Source organism: Acinetobacter sp. AOR12_HL (assembly GCF_027855275.1).
In the GTDB taxonomy this organism is placed as follows: domain Bacteria; phylum Pseudomonadota; class Gammaproteobacteria; order Pseudomonadales; family Moraxellaceae; genus Acinetobacter; species Acinetobacter baumannii.
Genome location: NZ_JAKTIJ010000008.1, coordinates 1 through 16,608, shown reverse-complemented (window position 1 = coordinate 16,608; position 16,608 = coordinate 1). Strand labels below are relative to the sequence as shown.

Here is a 16,608-nt window from a genome sequence, read left to right as displayed (position 1 = left end):
GCAAACTAACGTAGAAAAGCCATTTTTTTATTTGTTTCAGCCAAAAATATATGCGTAATATTCCAATTAACGAGGTAGACCATCTACCACAAGCAGTTCTAGCGTTAGGGTCAGATTATCCTGCTGATACCTTATTAGATACGCATAGCCATCGCCGTGCACAGTTCTTATATGCACCCGAAGGCCTCATGAAAGTTGAAACTGAAGATGGACAATGGCTCGTGTTACCGTACAGCGGTGTATGGATACCCGCAGGTAAACCACATCGGGTATGGCTATCTAAAGTCAGTACTTATAGTTTGTACATAGAAGCGAATAGTGCACCAAGACAGGCAACATATTGCGAGGTTATACAAGTCTCGCCTTTGTTACATCAATTGCTCATTCAGGCAAATCAACTGCCTATAGACTACCAACGTGCAGGCCGTGATGGTGCTCTTATCGATTTATTGTTATATGAGCTAGAAGCTGCACCAGCCCTACCTCTGTTTATTCCTTTGCCTCACAACACATTGTTATCTAAACAATGTGCTGAGTTTATGGAGCATCCTGATATTCATAGCAGCCCTAAAGATTGGGCAAATGACCACAATAAAAGTGAACGAACTTTTCATCGTTGGTTTAAGTCAGAAACAGGTATGTCCTTTCAGGCTTGGCGTAATCGAGTCTGCATTATTTATGCTTTAAATGCCTTAAAAGAGAATATCTCAATTACGGAAATTGCTTTTAATTTGGGCTATGAACACTCGACAGCTTTTACCGCAATGTTCAGTAAAATTATGGGTTATCCGCCTACCCATTTTCAAAAAAGATTTCATGCGTATAATAAGACGCTATAAAGATTTACTCATATGAATCGTGTCATACGTATCGATCCATTCGCGTTGAATAACCTCAAAACCTTGTAGAGTCCAAAACTCTTCAGCCGCCGGTAAAAATGGATGAGTATGCAAATACAAAGTCGTAATTTCACTGTTTTTGGCATGGCTAAACAACATGTCACATAGCTGGGTCGCGATGCCCTTACGGCGGTATTCAGGCAATACAAATAACTTAACCACCTCAACCGTATTAGACGGTAAATTTAAATCAAAACGATGGTCATAAGCCCGATATGCAATCGTGCCAATAATGCGGTTTTGGTCTTTTACTGTAATGAAGCAGCCCAGTGGATCATGGACATAATGCTGCTCAAAATTTTGTAAATCTTTGGGGACTTGCCCATGATAAATTTCTGGGAATAACAGCTCTCTTGTATAAAGCGCAAACTCTACCGCAGACACATAGTCTGATTTGTCTACTAACTGATAATTCAACATATTCATAGCCAAGAATGATCAGGAATCACAATGGTTTTGTCTTGAATCATGGCTTCATGGAACTCAACATCGTAGACACTTTTTAAAAACTTCGGATCGGTGATACGTGTTTTAGACTCAGGCTTAACCACCTCATGTTGGCGCATAAAAAACAAATGGTCTGCAAATAAAAAAGCTAAATTAGGATCATGCATAATCGCAATCACCGTAAAATTTTGCCGCGACAACTGACGCAATCTTTTCATTAAATAAGACTGGTAATAAACATCGAGATGATTGGTTGGCTCATCGAGCAAAATGACTTTCGGTGCTTGCACTAAAATACGCGCAATCATAACCAATTGCCGTTCACCACCCGATAACTCGGTATAAGGACGATCACGCAAATGCTCAATATCTAAATCAAGCAAAGCTTGGTCTACACGTTCCCAGTCTGATTTTGAAGGACGATATCGGCTAAAAGCAGCACGCCCCGTAATCACGACATCTTTAACCAAAAATGGAAATACGGTTTTATGAAACTGCGGTAAAAAACCGAGTAATGCAGCCCGATCTTTCCCTTTAAAGTCCGATAGTGCTTTTCCAGAGTAACGAATCAAGCCATCTTTTACAGGTTCTAGGCCAGCCATCAATTTAAAAAGTGTCGATTTTCCGCAACCATTACGCCCTAAAATTACGGAAAATTGATTTTCAGGAAACTCCAGATGAATGTTTTTGAGAACCTGTTTGTGCCCATAGGCATAATTTAACTGATCAATTTGTATCATGCCCAATGAGTCCTCTGTGTTTTCATTAATAATAAGAAAAATGGCGCACCAAGTAGCATAGTAAAAATACCAATCGGTATTTCAAACGTCAGTAAAACCCGAGAAAAGTTATCAATCAACAGTAGAAAACTGCCACCTAACACCATATTGGCAGGAATACTGTAGCGATGATCTGGCCCAACCAACATTCTCACAATATGTGGCATAAACAGCCCATATAGACTAATAATGCCTGCCGCAGCCACAGAAGTTGACGTACATACAGTCACCAGAGCAATTAAAAGAAGTTGTTCCCACCTTGGGTTAACACCCACCGCCTGTGCTTCTTCAGCACCGAGTGCCATTAAGTTTAAGCGCCAACGCATCGCAAATAATCCGGCAAGACCAATACAAATCGGAAGCACGGCGTATTGAACCTTTTGCCAAGAAACCTGATGTAAGTTGCCCATCGTCCATTGCACAATCGCTTGTAATTTAAATGGATCACTTAGGTATTGAATAACCGTAAGTCCTGCTAAAAACAGTCCCGAAACAATCATGCCCGATAAAATTACCATCACTAAAGACGTCTGGCTTTCATGTTTTTGATGTGCAAATAAATACGTTAAGCCAACAGCACAAACGCCAAAAATAAAGGCTGATAGATTGGGTGAAAGCCAACTTAAAGAAAGTGCCAAGGCTGCACCAAACGCGGCGCCAGATGAAATACCAAGTACATAAGAATCAACCAATGGATTACGAAACAAGGCCTGCAGGCCATTACCTGCGGTTGCCAATGCAGCTCCCACCATAAAGGTCAGTAAAATTCTAGGCAGCCTGACATTTACTAAAATGTTTTGCATCAGTCTAAATTGTTCTGCATCAAAATAAGGTGTACCAAAAACTGCTTGTACACCCCAAAGCAAATAATCCCATGCACTCAATGTTTGAGTTGGCCCAATAAGCAATGAGATAAAAATCATGATGAAAGGTAACGGGTAAAACCAATAATATTTCAGCTTTTCCATATTCATTGCACCAACGCTTTAGCAAGCTGCTCACCATACAACTTGGTTAAAATACGCTGTTGTAAAGTACTTACTGGTAAATCAGACTGTTCAGGATAAATACCGTGATTTAGATAAATCGCCGTAATAATGATTTTGATGGTGTGCGGGTTATATATAAATGCAGGACTCAAATTAAATACCTTTCGGTTTTGTACAGCGCTTAAACCCTGTAATTCTTTTCGTTCATAAATCAGTTTAGGATTGGTATTCCAAAGCACAATATTGTCAGGGTTCCATTCAATTAATGTCTCGGGGTTTACGTTAGGTTGGTTAGCAGCGGTCTGAACAATGTTGTACGCACCAGCGAGTTCAATAAAGTCATTGGTAATCGACTCTCGTCCCGAGGTAGAAAAAATTCGTCCACCAGACCAAGCATAGTAAATCGATTGTTTATTTGGCTGACGGGCCGTTTTGGCTGCGACTTCTGCCACAATTTCATCAGAGAAATTTAAAATTTCCTGAGCTCGCTTTTGGGCGCCGCTCAGAATAGCAATTTCAGACAGTTCTTCTTTCACTTGTTTATAGGTGCCTGACTCCATTACATATACAGCGATGCCAAACTGCCGTAACAGTTCAATCGTTTGAGTCTGCCCGCTTCCTACAATTACCAGATCAGGCTTTAACAGCACCAGACTTTCAATATTGGTTGCATTGGCTCCTTGCGAAGGTGCTGCAAGATGCTTATTAGCAATGCGTTTATCTATTTTTGAATAGGCATTAAATAATAAAGGTTGAATGTATACTTCGGCAGGTATACCAATTACTTTGTCGCCTTGCCCTAGCATATAGAGGCCATCTAAACCCGACTCAAACAAAGAGACAATTCTTTGGGCAGGTTTGGCTACACAGACTTTTGTATTTGTACTATCAAAGACACATATTGAAGGAGAGGTTGAGTTTTCTTGAGTTTTTCTATGGTGCTCAGATGAGGAACATCCACATAGAATGAGTAAAGTGAGTAATGAAGCCAATAACTTCATTATGACACCCCGTGCACAAATAAAGTGCAAAATAAAAAGATGTGTTTATTTAGTGCATTTTTCATGTGAAAAAAACACCATAAGAGAGCAAGACGGTTTGAATCATCATTTATACAACAATCAAATTAAGTATGTTAGATAACGCCTTAGATAGTAAGCAAAAAAAACGCCAAATTTACCAACTAATAAAAACTATTTAATGATTGGGCAAAAAGTCTATAAAAGCGAGTCAAATAATTTAATCATGTTTATAGCGGTGAGTCTCGTGTTAGGACTCAGCTTACCTGTTTTTGGATTTAGTATTTTATTTAAGCTACTTATCTTTGCTATGCGTAAATATATACCTTCTAAATCATAGCGCTCGCATCAATTAACCTGATGGGCTGTGCACACATAGCTATAGTATGCACAGCTCAAATAATGTCTGAATTAATCTTCAGATAGAGTTTTCATATCAATCACAAAACGATACTTCACGTCGCTCTTTAGCATACGTTCAAAAGCTTCATTAATGTTTTGCATATTAATCATCTCTACTTCAGAAACGATATTATGCTCACCACAAAAATCGAGTAGTTCTTGTGTTTCTTTAATTCCACCAATAACCGAGCCTGCAATTGATTTTCTACCTAAAATCATAGGTACTGAATTTGCGCTAATTTCACCTAAATATCCAACTAATACAATGGTTCCATTTAAAGCTAAAGTTGGAATATAAGGCTTCAAATCATGGTTATAAGGCACAGTATCAACAATTAAATCAAATTGATTTAATACCGACTTCATTTGATTCTCATCTGTTGATAAGACTACATGATGTGCGCCAAGTTGTTTTGCATCTTGTTCTTTGTTTGCTGAGCGAGTAAATAGTGTCACTTCAGCGCCTAGAGCATTGGCAAGTTTAATCGCCATGTGTCCTAAACCACCTAAACCAACGACAGCAACTTTACTGCCCTTTCCAACATTCCAGTGACGTAGCGGCGACCATGTGGTAATACCCGCACAAAGTAGTGGTGGTACAGCTTGAGCATCCAGATTTTCAGGTACTTTTAATACAAAATCTTGACTACAGGTAATGCTTTGTGAATATCCACCATAAGTTGGGCGTTGGTCATGGCGATCTACGCCGCCATAAGTCTGGATGTTACCTTCTTCACAATATTGCTCGAGTCCTGAATGACAAGCAGAACAAGTACGGCACGAATCAACCATACAGCCAATGCCCACTAAATCACCAACTTTATACTTTGTGACTTTAGGACCAATTGAGGTAACACGTCCAACAATTTCATGGCCCGGAACTAATGGATAAGCACTAAATCCCCAATCGTTTTTAGCTTGATGTAGATCAGAGTGACAAACACCACAATACTCAATTTGAATGACAACATCATCTTCACGTGGGGTTCTACGTTCAAATTTAAACGGAACTAAAGGAGTTTCTGATGACAGCGCGGCATAACCTAAAATTTCAGTTGTCATATTTTTTCTCTCATGCTTAATGTAAATGAAGACGATTTTTTCGCTGGGAGCTCATTTAGAGCGATTAATTGTGAAAACTGGTCAATACATTTTGGAACCTTTGACCCACTTGCAGACTTACTTTTTCAGCAAGTATTTTCTGTATATTTTCAAATTGATGAGAACTAACACCTTGAGTCTTTGCAATATTAAGATGGGATTGAAGTTGGCTATCTACACCTTCTAGAGCCGAAAGCATGCTCAAAGTAGCAATCTCACGATCTTGCCAATTCAGCACATCCCTTGAAAAAATATCGCCAAAAAGATGAGCCTTTAAATACTCATCTATAGCTGGAGCAAACTCAAAAAGTGCACCTTTTACAGGTTGACCCACCAACTGAGTTTGATTCTGAGTACCTTGTAAAAGTGCCTGATAATCTTTCGGTAGAGTGCTGTTAGTCTTACCCTCTATGTCACGAATACCGCTTTCTTTACGCTGCTCTAGCACCTGCATAAATGTTGTAAGGGCATTCAAACTTCGAGGAAAACCTGCATAGGCATAGGTTTGAACTAAAACTTCCTTAATTTCTGCAATGGTTAACCCTAAATCTAAACCATCTTTTAATGATTGACTGAGTTTAGCTAGGTCACCATTTGCAGCATAGGCAGCAATCGGTATGATTGCCTGTTGCTGTTCGGATAAAGAATTTTGCATTTGTGTTATTTCCTTCTTTTGAGATAAAGGAAGCTGGACCATATGGGTAGCTGCATAAATCTGTTGATTCAGCGCCAACAAACTGATGGCTAGAAATAGGAACTTTATAATTTCAGTGGCCCGCCTCTTTATATTGCTCATCTGATACAGGCTCTAACCAGTCCACATTTTTGCCATGTTCATCAGTTGCAGTTAAAGCAAGATGTGTCATCGCAGAATTTCCACTTGCACCATGCCAATGTTTCACTCCAGGTGGACAATAAATCACATCTCCTACAGAAATTTTTTCCGCAGGTTTACCCCATTCTTGCACCAGTCCCTCTCCTTCTGTAACAATGAGATATTGCCCTTTAGGATGGGTATGCCAAAATGAACGGGCATTGGCATTAAAACTTACATAAGCACTGGAAGCATTTATACTGTCAGTAACATCAGTTAATGGTTTAATTGCAACTTGACCCGTGAAAATATTATCTAGGCCGGTAATTACCTGTTGTTGGTTGGCTTTTTTAACGGTTTGAAATGCTGTGACTGATTTTTTATCCATTGCGGGTACTCCCATTGAGATAAATAAACTGGTCACAAACGTGACTGCCTTAACATTCATCTTTTTTCCTAGATTGATACCAATGCCCTCAATTTAATGAGGGATGCAGGATTAAGCGTTTTTCAAACAGTATAAAAATGAAAGTTGTAAGGTGTTGTTCTATTCCTCTCACAGATTTGCCTAATCCTCCGAATTGTTGCACTTCTCACTATTTTTCTTATTTGAAATGCCTACAATAAAAATACAGAGGGTAATCGGTAGAATCTGAATGGCGAATAGGTCTAACCATAATCAAGAATTGGCTCAACTTGTCGATCAATGGACACGAGAAAAAGGCACATTCGAAACTGCTATTACAGGACTGACTTTATATCGTGCAGAGACATTGACCAAACCAAATAGCAGCATGATGGATGCGAGTCTATGTATGATTGCTCAAGGCAAAAAACAGGTGATTCTTAGCGAAGAGACTTATACTTATGACTCTAACCATTTCCTTTTTACTGCAATTGACCTGCCTGTAATTGCTCAAGTGCTTGAAGCTTCTGTTGAACAACCTTATCTCTCAATTGTGCTAAGGCTAGACCCATATTTACTTGCTCAAATCATGCTTGAGGCCCATATTCCCTTTAAAGATGTAAATACTGAGAAAAAAGGAATGGCTGTTGGAGTAGTCAATTCAGAGCTGAATGATGCGTTTATACGGTTAATAAAATTACTAGATACGCCACAAGACATCCCCATCTTGTCTCCTCTTATTATTAAGGAAATTTTTTATCGTTTATTGATGAGCCCGCAAGGCGATCGTCTTAAACGTATTGTAGCGGCAGGCACTACAGGCCATCGAATTGTGAAGGCGATTGAATGGCTGAAAACAAATTTTGCGAAACCATTTAGTATTGAAGAACTGGCAAGCACAATGGGGATGAGTGCATCAAGTTTTCATCAACATTTTAGGGATATAACCTCAATGAGTCCCTTACAGTATCAAAAGAGAATGAGATTGACCGAAGCACGGCGTTTGCTAATGACCGAAGAATACGATATTTCATCTACCAGCATGCAAGTCGGTTATGAAAGCTTGTCCCAATTTTCCAGAGAATATAAACGCTTTTTTGGGGTTTCTCCGTCAGTAGATATTAAGAATATATAAAAGCAATAAACGTGGACTATTAAAAAATTAATACCAGAAAAAAAGCGGTACTTGATTATGTCTATTCATCAAGTACCGCTAAAATTAAAGCAATATTACACATGATTCATTCGTTCAAGCTCACGAATTAAACCAGAATGATCAAGCTCACCATCTCCGGCAGCAAGCATATTTTCAAATAATTGACTGACTTTTTGGGCTATAGGTAAATTCAACTCAAGCGATTTAGCATAGCTAACGGCTGTATGAATATCTTTATGCTGGTTTCGAGCTGTACCTCCTGGTTTAAAATCTCTATTTAACATGCGTTCGCCATGCTGTTGCAAAATCGTAGAATCTGCAAAACCGCCTGTTAATGCTTGTTTGAGTTTTATCGGATCTGCTCCTGCTTTACTGGCAAGCAATAAACCCTCACTCACGGTTGCGATGGTAGATGCGACTATCATTTGATTGACGAGTTTTGCCAACATTCCACAGCCGGCATCTCCGACTAAAACTGGTCGCCCCATGGCAGATAGAACATGTTCAGCATGTGAAAATGTTTGAGCATCGCCGCCAACCATAATTGCCAGACTTGCATTTTGAGCACCTTTTTCACCGCCAGAAACAGGTGCATCTAAATATCTAAGTCCTCTTTCTTTACATTTTTCACTTTGTGTCTTTGCAAATTCAACAGGTATCGAACTCATCACTATGACCGTGCTTTCGGGTTTTAGCTGTGAAATTGCACCACGTTCTTGAAATAAAATTTCATTACAGGTTTTTCCATCACTGAGCATACAAATCAGAAACTCTACATCTTTTCCGACTTGTTCAAGTTCACTACAAACATGAGCACCCGCCTCTTTTAAACTTTCTGCTTTAGATGAAGTTCGATTCCAGACCTTAACTTGATGACCAGCTTTTAATAAGTTCATGGCCATTGGCATTCCCATAATGCCAGTTCCAACAAAACCAATCCGAGCCATTATTTCATCTCCGTAGCAGTCCGCACTTTAAGTCGCTGTTGTTCTACTTTTAGGCTATCAGACTTTAACTTTGCCAAAAGCAGTAACCCTAAACCGCCCATGGCGACAAATCCTGCAATAGCAAGGAACGCTACTGTATAGGTGCCCGTGGTGGTATATAAATAGCCTGTTAAATATGGACCAGTAAAACCACTTAAATTACCTACAGAGTTAATTAAGCCAATACCGGCTGCGGCACCCACTCCTGTTAATGTTTGCCCAGGAATAGTCCAGAAAATGTTAATTGCGCTAAATACACCAATTGCGAGCAGAATAAAGCCGACAATAATTGCCCAAGGCTGATTCACAATAAGTGCAATCGCAATGGCTAACGCCGCCATAAGTGCAGCACAAGCACCGTGTTTATAACGTTCTTGTTTACGGTCAGAACGGCGGCTCCATAAAACCATTCCAACAGCTGCAAATGCATATGGAATTGCTGTAAGTAAACCATTTTGAATAAGGCTAATCTGCATACCAAATGTGTTACGGAATGACTCTAAAACACTTGGTAAGAAGAAGAACATTGCATTTGAACCGGAAGTAATTCCAAAATAAACAACCGCCATAATCCAAACTAAAGGATTTTTAAATACTTGTTTAATGAGTTCACCTTTAGTTAAAGCAGCATCGGTAGATTGCTCTTTTTCTCTTTCTTCACGTTCAAGCGTATTCATAAGCCATTGGCGCTGCTCAGCTGTTAACCACTGTGCTTCTTTCGGGTTATTGGTTAAATATTTTAGGCAAACCAGTCCTAAAATAATGGAAGGAATCCCTTCTAAAATATACATTAAACGCCAACCTTCATAGCCAATGGTATTGCCCCATTGCATAAGGCCGACTGAAATTGGTGCTCCAATAATTTGAGCAATTGGCAATCCAAGATAAAATGTGGCAAAAACTCGGGCACGATATTTTGCAGGAAACCATAAGGTTAAATAAAAAATAACCCCCGGGAAGAAACCCGCTTCTGCAATACCCAGTAAAAACCGTAAAATAATAAATTGAGTCCCACTATGGATAAATCCCATAAGTCCGGCAATAATTCCCCAAGTAATCATGATTCGGGCAATCCAGATCCGTGCACCAAACCGATGAAGTAAAACATTACTCGGTACTTCTGCAATAAAGTATCCCAAGAAAAATACACCCGCACCTAAGCCAAAAATAGTTTGGGTAATTCCAATTGCATCATTCATATGTAGCGCAGCAAAACCAATATTGGTTCTGTCTAGAAAGGCCATAATGAATAAAATAATAAGAAACGGGATGATTCGACTCGAAATACGCTTAATTGTCTGCTCTTCGAGAGCTGTGACATTTTTGATATCTTCCATAATAACTCTCACATGAATTGGCGATCACTGCCATTAATTTTGGGTATCTTCTATATGTGCCTGAATGATGCTTTCAAAATTCTCATCTGCTTGGAAACCTAAAGATTCGGCATATTCAGCTTTCACTTGAACCGGCCAACTTTGAACAATCCTTTGAATCGTTTTATCTTCTTGCCACTGCACTAAATCAGTTGCTTGTTTACCGGCAACTTTTTCAAGAGCCTCAAGCATTTGCTTAACGGTAACGGTCAATCCCGGTAAAGGAATAATTCGGTTATCTTGGAGTGCATCTGAAGAAATTGACGCAGCCTTAATCATTGACTCAACACAGCGTCGTGGTGAAGTAATGAAAACCGGGGTATCTGGCGGGACTGGACAAACTGCCGTTTCCCCTTTTAAAGGCTCGCGGATAATTGAGCTAAAAAATGTAGAGGCGGCTTTATTAGGCTTACCCGGACGAACCACAATAGTCGGTAATCTTAAAACACGGCCATCAATAAAGCCTTTACGCGAATAATCTGAAACGAGCAATTCTCCTATTGCTTTTTGCATACCGTAAGAGGATTTTGGTGTAACCACCGTATCATCTGTTACAACTTCTGGTAATTGACCACCAAATACAGCACAGCCACTCGCAAAAATGACTCGAGGCATTGTTTGTTTTTTTCTTAATTCTTCTAATAAATTTAAAAGGCCATAAAGGTTTACATCCATTCCCAAGTCAAAATCGGCCTCTGCTGCCGAACTCACCACGGCGGCTAAGTGCCAAACAACATCAATTTTTTCTGTAATATTTGCCACTGTGGTTTTGTCGGTAATATCGCCAATCACCACTTCAATTTTTGGGTCTTGCGGTAAATCATCACCAGCAAACGCATCAAACAAAATAATTTTATCGATGGGCTTAGCTTGTTTACCGTCTAAAGTCAGGCTTCCGGTTTTTAAAATCTCTTTGGCGATTTGCTTTCCAATAAAACCCGTGCCGCCAGTAATTAACACATTCATACAGGGATCCTTTCCTAATTCTTATTCACTTAAAGATTTTTAATCATCATGAATTAAACGATAAGGAGTCCCTGCAATAATTTCCAATGAATAATTTCTAAATATTGATAACTTTTTAATATCAGTTTTATGATGAAACTTTGACTAAATTAAATAGGCTTTCTTTTAATTTAAAAGCCCCAAGTCTTCTATGACTTGAGGCTGAGGACTTTACTTACGTTTTGCATTTTTAAGTAAAATATTAATAAATGCTGCGGCTATATCAGACACTGGTTCATCTTTACGTGTCAAAATTCCATAATCTTGGGCATCTAAAATCAGGTCTGTTTCTAAAATCTGTAGTTGTCCTTCTTTCACCTGATCAATCACCATTGCTTCTGGCAACATGCCCACCATAGGTGCCCCTTTTAAGATCTGTAAAAAGGTCTGCATCGACATGGTATTTACCGTATTTAAAGGAATTTTGACTTTAGCTCGGGCGAATGCACCTTCCATGCGCTCCCGAATGGGGGTGCCTTTAGGATAAAGTACCCACGGCCATTTTAATAATTCTTCTAATGTACAAAACTTTTTCTGGGCACATGGGTGCGCATTATTGACAACAATGCAGAACGGTTCAGGGCCTAACGGCTGGAAATCGAAAAACTGGCTTTGCGTAACATCAGTAAAACGCCCTATGGCTAAATCTAGAGTATGTTCACTCAACATTTCCATTAAATGGTCACTGGTCTGTTCAACAACATCGATAGAAAGTAGCGGCCATTGTTTCTTAATTTCGATAATTGAGTTTGGAATTACCACGGCGGTTGCTGCAAATATTCCTCCTACTTTTAAAAACCCATGTCCACCCAACCGTAAAATCTCGATGTCTTCGACAAAATGCTTTGCGTCATTCAAAACCCGCTGGGCATAACGAATGACATGTTCACCCAATGCCGTTACGGGCATATTTCGGGGCAATCGCTCAAAGACCTGAAACCCAAGAAGGCCCTCAATTTCCTTTAGCATTTTACTTACGGCAGGTTGACTTAAATTCATCTGCTCGGCAGCCAAATGCATGTTATTGGTTCGAGCTAACGTCTCTAACAAAACCAAGTGCTTGAATTTAAGCCAGTTATTTAAACTTGAGTAAGTCAAATCTGCCATTTTTAAAATTCCTTTTTGATAACCACTGGTTATTAATAATTAAATTATTACGATTGGTGTTTATTAAATAAGAAACATATCATGATTTCAAATAAAAGAAGGAAGCTTTAAATGAACTTTACGTTAAATTCCCAGAACTCATTACCAGATGATGCAACTCAAGGATGCTTAATTGGCCGTGCGTGGATTCCAAGTCAAATTTCGGGTCCATCCCCTATTATTTTAAGAGGCAATCAAGTTTTTGATATCTCGGAAAAATTTTATACTATTTCCGAGTTACTTGAGAGTTCAGATCCTTTAAAAGCTTTATCTGAAATTGAAGGAAGACCAGTTGGTTCAATTGATGAATTATTTGGTAATACTGTCGCCGAGCCAGATACCAACAAGGCATATTTTTTAGCCCCTATTGATTTACAAGTAATTAAAGCAGCAGGTGTTACCTTTGCTGCAAGTATGTTAGAACGTGTGATTGAAGAACAAGCCGGTGGCGATGCACAAAAAGCTCAATCGATTCGTGAAGTTGTACAAGGTGTAATCGGTGATAATTTAAAAACAATCGAACCCGGCTCTGAAAAAGCGCTACAACTCAAAGAATATTTAATCGAACAAAAAATGTGGTCTCAATATCTTGAGGTGGGTATTGGTACAGATGCCGAGATTTTTACTAAAGCCCCTGTTTTAGCAGCTGTAGGCACAGGACAAAATATTGGTATTCACCCAAAGTCTGAGTGGAATAATCCAGAGCCGGAAGTCGTATTAGTTGCCAACAGCCAAGGTAAAATTTTAGGCGCGACTTTAGGTAACGATGTGAATTTACGGGACTTTGAAGGACGTAGCGCCCTCTTGTTAAGCAAAGCGAAAGATAACAACGCATCTTGTGCGATTGGCCCATTTATTCGCCTTTTTGACCATACTTTTACTTTAAATGATATTCGTACTTGCGATGTTGAACTGCAAATTCAAGGCACCGATAACTTTGTGTTAAATGGGGTAAGTTCTATGTCGCAAATTAGCCGAGATCCTGAAGATTTAATTCAACAAACTCTTAATGAAAACCATCAATATCCAGACGGTTTTGTTTTGTTCTTAGGTACTTTATTTGCACCGACTCAAGATCGAGAACAAGCTGGGGCTGGCTTTACCCATAAAGTCGGAGATGTCGTCCGTATTCATTCACCTAAACTTGGTACTTTGTACAACACGGTTATGACCAGTGATAAAGCAACGCCGTGGAATTTTGGAATAAATGCTTTGATGCGTAATTTGAAGCAGCGTGAATTACTATAATTTTCACGTATTATCGATCGGTTGAATTGCAAGATTCATCCCGTAAATAAACTAAATTTCAAAAAGTATGAGTGAAAGGATCAAAAAATGAATGATCAAAATAAACGGATTTTTTTACGTAGCCAAGAATGGTTTGATGATCCTGAACATGCCGACATGACCGCTTTATATGTTGAGCGCTACATGAATTATGGTTTGACCCGCGCCGAGTTACAATCAGGTCGCCCGATTATTGGAATTGCACAAACCGGTAGTGATTTGACCCCATGTAACCGTCATCACAAAGAACTTGCTGAACGCGTTAAAGCGGGTATTCGAGACGCGGGTGGTATTCCAATGGAATTCCCCGTCCACCCAATTGCAGAACAAACCCGTCGTCCAACTGCTGCACTTGACCGCAACTTGGCCTATTTAGGTTTGGTTGAAATCTTGCATGGTTATCCGCTTGATGGTGTAGTGCTGACTACTGGCTGTGACAAAACTACCCCTGCATGTTTAATGGCAGCAGCCACAACAGATATACCTGCAATTGTGTTGTCTGGTGGGCCAATGCTAGATGGTCATTTTAAAGGTGAGTTAATTGGTTCCGGCACTGTGCTTTGGCATGCAAGAAACTTACTTGCCACTGGTGAAATTGACTATGAAGGGTTCATGGAAATGACCACTTCTGCTTCACCTTCGGTCGGGCATTGCAACACCATGGGCACTGCACTTTCCATGAATGCTTTGGCAGAAGCATTGGGTATGTCTTTACCAACATGTGCAAGTATTCCGGCGCCATATCGTGAACGTGGGCAAATGGCCTATATGACCGGCAAAAGAATATGTGAAATGATTTTAGAAGATTTACGTCCTTCTAAAATTATGACCAAACAATCTTTTGAAAATGCAATCGCAGTAGCCTCAGCTTTAGGTGCATCGAGTAACTGTCCTCCTCACCTCATTGCAATTGCCCGTCATATGGGTATTGAGCTGAGTTTAGAAGACTGGCAACGTGTGGGTGAAAACATTCCGCTCATTGTGAACTGTATGCCGGCGGGTAAATATTTGGGTGAAGGTTTCCACCGTGCGGGTGGTGTTCCTGCCGTTTTACACGAATTACAAAAAGCTGGTGTATTACACGAAGATTGTGCATCGGTTAGCGGTAAAACAATTGGGGAAATTGCCAAAAATGCAAAAACCTCAAATGCAGATGTCATTTTCCCTTATGAACAACCTCTTAAACACGGTGCTGGTTTCATTGTGCTCAGCGGCAATTTTTTTGACAGTGCCATTATGAAAATGTCTGTAGTGGGCGAAGCATTTAAAAAAACCTATTTATCAGATCCAAACAATGAAAATAGTTTCGAAGCACGTGCAATCGTTTTTGAAGGTCCCGAAGACTATCACGCACGTATCAATGACCCTGCCTTAAACATTGATGAACATTGTATTTTAGTCATTCGTGGCGCAGGTACAGTGGGTTATCCGGGCAGTGCTGAAGTCGTCAATATGGCTCCACCAGCAGAGTTAATTAAAAAAGGGATTGATTCACTGCCTTGCTTAGGAGATGGCCGCCAAAGTGGAACTTCTGCCAGCCCATCTATTCTCAATATGTCACCCGAAGCGGCTGTAGGCGGTGGAATTGCCTTACTTAAAACCAATGACCGTTTACGTATTGATTTAAATAAACGTTCTGTGAACGTACTCATTTCTGACGAAGAGTTAGAACAACGCCGCCGTGAATGGAAACCGACGGTATCTCCATCTCAAACACCTTGGCAAGAAATGTATCGCAACATGGTAGGTCAATTATCTACTGGTGGTTGTTTGGAACCCGCAACTTTATATATGCGAGTCGTAAACCAAGACAACCTTCCAAGACACTCTCATTAATTTCAGGATATTTGTTATGACCATTATCGGACACAACTTTATTGGCGGTTCACGCAGCGCACAAAGTACAACTTTATTAAAAAGTATTCATGCTACGACTGGTGAAACTTTGCCTTATGAGTTTCACCATGCAACCGAGCAAGAGATTAATCAGGCCTGTGAAGCAGCCAGTCAAGCCTTTAAGACTTACCGCCATACCTCACCTGAACAGCGTGCAGTTTTTTTAGAAAATATTGCCGATGAGCTCGATGCTTTGGGTACAGATTTTCTTGAAATTGTCTCACAGGAAACCGCTTTGCCAATTGCACGCCTACAAGGTGAACGTGCCCGTACCAGTGGGCAAATGCGTTTGTTTGCCAAAGTATTGCGCCGTGGTGATTTTTTAGGTGCCCGTATTGATACTGCTTTACCTGAGCGTCAGCCTTTACCTCGCTCAGACCTGCGCCAGATTAAAATCGGTGTTGGCCCTGTTGCAGTCTTTGGGGCAAGTAACTTTCCTTTAGCATTCTCAACTGCGGGTGGTGACACTGCTTCGGCACTGGCAGCAGGTTGCTCTGTAGTGGTGAAAGCCCATAGTGGACATATGGCGACAGCAGACTTTGTAGCGCAGGCAATTGAACGTGCCGTAGAAAAATCAAATATGCCAAAAGGTGTGTTTAATATGATCTACGGTAATGGTGTGGGTGAACCACTGGTTAAGCATCCTTTAATTCAGGCAGTTGGTTTTACCGGTTCACTGCGTGGTGGTCGTGCTTTATGTGATATGGCCGCAGCCCGACCACAACCGATTCCGGTGTTTGCTGAAATGAGTAGTATTAACCCGATGTTGATGTTGCCCGAAGCCTTAAAAAACCGTGGTGAAAAAATTGCACAGGACTTGGCTGATTCAGTAGTTTTAGGCTGTGGTCAGTTCTGTACCAATCCGGGTTTAATCTTGGGAATTAAATCAGCTGAATTTAG

The 16,608-nt window shown here is 40.1% G+C and carries 16 protein-coding genes and 1 pseudogene; 6 read left to right on the top strand and 11 right to left on the bottom strand.

All coding sequences use genetic code 11. The features are described from left to right. Window positions 1-50: 50 nt before the first annotated feature. Complete coding sequence (locus MKL36_RS02705) at window positions 51-839, top strand: AraC family transcriptional regulator (protein ID WP_016654060.1); 789 nt, start codon at window positions 51-53, stop codon at window positions 837-839. Here MKL36_RS02705 and MKL36_RS02700 read toward each other — a convergent pair. Genes MKL36_RS02700 through MKL36_RS02685 form a run of 4 tightly spaced genes read right to left on the bottom strand, consistent with a single transcriptional unit; the run spans window position 834 to window position 4,115 of the window. After that, a complete protein-coding gene (locus MKL36_RS02700) occupies window positions 834-1,325 on the bottom strand; it encodes a GNAT family N-acetyltransferase (protein WP_031945552.1) in 492 nt (163 codons plus the stop codon). The genes MKL36_RS02705 and MKL36_RS02700 overlap by 6 nt on opposite strands. After that, the gene (locus MKL36_RS02695; RefSeq protein ID WP_016654058.1) at window positions 1,322-2,086 is read right to left on the bottom strand and encodes an ABC transporter ATP-binding protein; all 765 of its coding nucleotides are present in this window, start codon (window positions 2,084-2,086) and stop codon (window positions 1,322-1,324) included. The genes MKL36_RS02700 and MKL36_RS02695 overlap by 4 nt, the downstream gene beginning before the upstream one ends. Beyond that, window positions 2,083-3,093 carry a FecCD family ABC transporter permease gene (locus MKL36_RS02690; RefSeq protein ID WP_086374104.1) on the bottom strand — a complete coding sequence of 337 codons (1,011 nt, stop codon included), beginning with the start codon at window positions 3,091-3,093 and terminating at the stop codon, window positions 2,083-2,085. Before MKL36_RS02690 ends, MKL36_RS02695 begins: the two co-directional genes overlap by 4 nt. Window positions 3,094-3,095: 2 nt before the next feature. Next, window positions 3,096-4,115: an ABC transporter substrate-binding protein gene (locus tag MKL36_RS02685; RefSeq protein ID WP_021510690.1), complete on the bottom strand. Its 1,020-nt coding sequence runs from the start codon at window positions 4,113-4,115 to the stop codon at window positions 3,096-3,098. A 256-nt stretch (window positions 4,116-4,371) separates the two neighbouring features. Between MKL36_RS02685 and MKL36_RS19035 the strand changes: the two are divergent. Then, window positions 4,372-4,473: pseudogene (locus MKL36_RS19035) on the top strand (hypothetical protein); the annotation flags it as partial. 71 nt (window positions 4,474-4,544) lie between these two features. Here the strand turns inward: MKL36_RS19035 and MKL36_RS02680 are convergent. The 3 genes from MKL36_RS02680 to MKL36_RS02670 form a co-directional block, all read right to left on the bottom strand. Next, the gene (locus tag MKL36_RS02680; RefSeq protein ID WP_021510691.1) at window positions 4,545-5,597 is read right to left on the bottom strand and encodes an NAD(P)-dependent alcohol dehydrogenase; all 1,053 of its coding nucleotides are present in this window, start codon (window positions 5,595-5,597) and stop codon (window positions 4,545-4,547) included. Between the two features lie 64 nt (window positions 5,598-5,661). Beyond that, entirely contained in the window at window positions 5,662-6,291 is a 630-nt protein-coding gene (locus MKL36_RS02675; RefSeq protein ID WP_021510692.1) for a carboxymuconolactone decarboxylase family protein, read from the bottom strand. Window positions 6,292-6,403: 112 nt separating this feature from the next. Beyond that, window positions 6,404-6,898, bottom strand: a complete 495-nt coding sequence (locus tag MKL36_RS02670; protein ID WP_001989396.1) for a (R)-mandelonitrile lyase — start codon at window positions 6,896-6,898, stop codon at window positions 6,404-6,406. Between the two features lie 208 nt (window positions 6,899-7,106). Here MKL36_RS02670 and MKL36_RS02665 point away from each other — a divergent pair, with 208 nt between their 5' ends. Next, the gene (locus MKL36_RS02665) at window positions 7,107-7,991 is read left to right on the top strand and encodes an AraC family transcriptional regulator (RefSeq protein WP_000013628.1); all 885 of its coding nucleotides are present in this window, start codon (window positions 7,107-7,109) and stop codon (window positions 7,989-7,991) included. A gap of 95 nt (window positions 7,992-8,086) precedes the next feature. Here the strand turns inward: MKL36_RS02665 and MKL36_RS02660 are convergent, their stop codons facing one another. The 4 genes from MKL36_RS02660 to MKL36_RS02645 all read right to left on the bottom strand — a co-directional run bounded on the left by MKL36_RS02660 (window position 8,087) and on the right by MKL36_RS02645 (window position 12,486). Continuing rightward, window positions 8,087-8,959 (bottom strand): NAD(P)-dependent oxidoreductase, encoded by an 873-nt coding sequence (locus tag MKL36_RS02660; protein ID WP_270908975.1) that lies wholly within the window; start codon window positions 8,957-8,959, stop codon window positions 8,087-8,089. Then, window positions 8,959-10,335 carry an MFS transporter gene (locus MKL36_RS02655; RefSeq protein ID WP_005131779.1) on the bottom strand — a complete coding sequence of 459 codons (1,377 nt, stop codon included), beginning with the start codon at window positions 10,333-10,335 and terminating at the stop codon, window positions 8,959-8,961. Before MKL36_RS02655 ends, MKL36_RS02660 begins: the two co-directional genes overlap by 1 nt. 33 nt (window positions 10,336-10,368) lie before the next feature. Continuing rightward, window positions 10,369-11,340 (bottom strand): D-erythronate dehydrogenase, encoded by a 972-nt coding sequence (gene denD / locus MKL36_RS02650; protein WP_021510693.1) that lies wholly within the window; start codon window positions 11,338-11,340, stop codon window positions 10,369-10,371. A gap of 210 nt (window positions 11,341-11,550) precedes the next feature. Next, window positions 11,551-12,486, bottom strand: coding sequence for a LysR family transcriptional regulator (locus MKL36_RS02645; protein WP_000774594.1), 936 nt, complete (start codon window positions 12,484-12,486; stop codon window positions 11,551-11,553). A gap of 111 nt (window positions 12,487-12,597) precedes the next feature. Here MKL36_RS02645 and MKL36_RS02640 point away from each other — a divergent pair, with 111 nt between their 5' ends. From MKL36_RS02640 to MKL36_RS02630, 3 genes are all read left to right on the top strand, one after another. Further along, window positions 12,598-13,773, top strand: a complete 1,176-nt coding sequence (locus MKL36_RS02640) for a fumarylacetoacetate hydrolase family protein (protein ID WP_021510694.1) — start codon at window positions 12,598-12,600, stop codon at window positions 13,771-13,773. An 87-nt stretch (window positions 13,774-13,860) separates the two neighbouring features. Beyond that, window positions 13,861-15,648 (top strand): IlvD/Edd family dehydratase, encoded by a 1,788-nt coding sequence (locus MKL36_RS02635; RefSeq protein WP_270908974.1) that lies wholly within the window; start codon window positions 13,861-13,863, stop codon window positions 15,646-15,648. A 16-nt stretch (window positions 15,649-15,664) separates the two neighbouring features. Continuing rightward, on the top strand, window positions 15,665-16,608 hold a 944-nt coding region (locus MKL36_RS02630), incomplete at its 3' end, for an aldehyde dehydrogenase family protein (RefSeq protein WP_270908973.1).

Coding starts and splice junctions, on each gene's coding strand:
- MKL36_RS02700 (WP_031945552.1), bottom strand. CDS start 1,325: ATGAATATGTTGAATTATCAGTTAGTAGACAAATCAGACTATGTGTCT.
- MKL36_RS02660 (WP_270908975.1), bottom strand. CDS start 8,959: ATGGCTCGGATTGGTTTTGTTGGAACTGGCATTATGGGAATGCCAATG.
- MKL36_RS02685 (WP_021510690.1), bottom strand. CDS start 4,115: ATGAAGTTATTGGCTTCATTACTCACTTTACTCATTCTATGTGGATGT.
- MKL36_RS02705 (WP_016654060.1), top strand. CDS start 51: ATGCGTAATATTCCAATTAACGAGGTAGACCATCTACCACAAGCAGTT.
- MKL36_RS02665 (WP_000013628.1), top strand. CDS start 7,107: ATGGCGAATAGGTCTAACCATAATCAAGAATTGGCTCAACTTGTCGAT.
- MKL36_RS02690 (WP_086374104.1), bottom strand. CDS start 3,093: ATGGAAAAGCTGAAATATTATTGGTTTTACCCGTTACCTTTCATCATG.
- MKL36_RS02695 (WP_016654058.1), bottom strand. CDS start 2,086: ATGATACAAATTGATCAGTTAAATTATGCCTATGGGCACAAACAGGTT.
- denD (WP_021510693.1), bottom strand. CDS start 11,340: ATGAATGTGTTAATTACTGGCGGCACGGGTTTTATTGGAAAGCAAATC.
- MKL36_RS02635 (WP_270908974.1), top strand. CDS start 13,861: ATGAATGATCAAAATAAACGGATTTTTTTACGTAGCCAAGAATGGTTT.
- MKL36_RS02680 (WP_021510691.1), bottom strand. CDS start 5,597: ATGACAACTGAAATTTTAGGTTATGCCGCGCTGTCATCAGAAACTCCT.
- MKL36_RS02645 (WP_000774594.1), bottom strand. CDS start 12,486: ATGGCAGATTTGACTTACTCAAGTTTAAATAACTGGCTTAAATTCAAG.
- MKL36_RS02640 (WP_021510694.1), top strand. CDS start 12,598: ATGAACTTTACGTTAAATTCCCAGAACTCATTACCAGATGATGCAACT.
- MKL36_RS02670 (WP_001989396.1), bottom strand. CDS start 6,898: ATGAATGTTAAGGCAGTCACGTTTGTGACCAGTTTATTTATCTCAATG.
- MKL36_RS02655 (WP_005131779.1), bottom strand. CDS start 10,335: ATGGAAGATATCAAAAATGTCACAGCTCTCGAAGAGCAGACAATTAAG.
- MKL36_RS02675 (WP_021510692.1), bottom strand. CDS start 6,291: ATGCAAAATTCTTTATCCGAACAGCAACAGGCAATCATACCGATTGCT.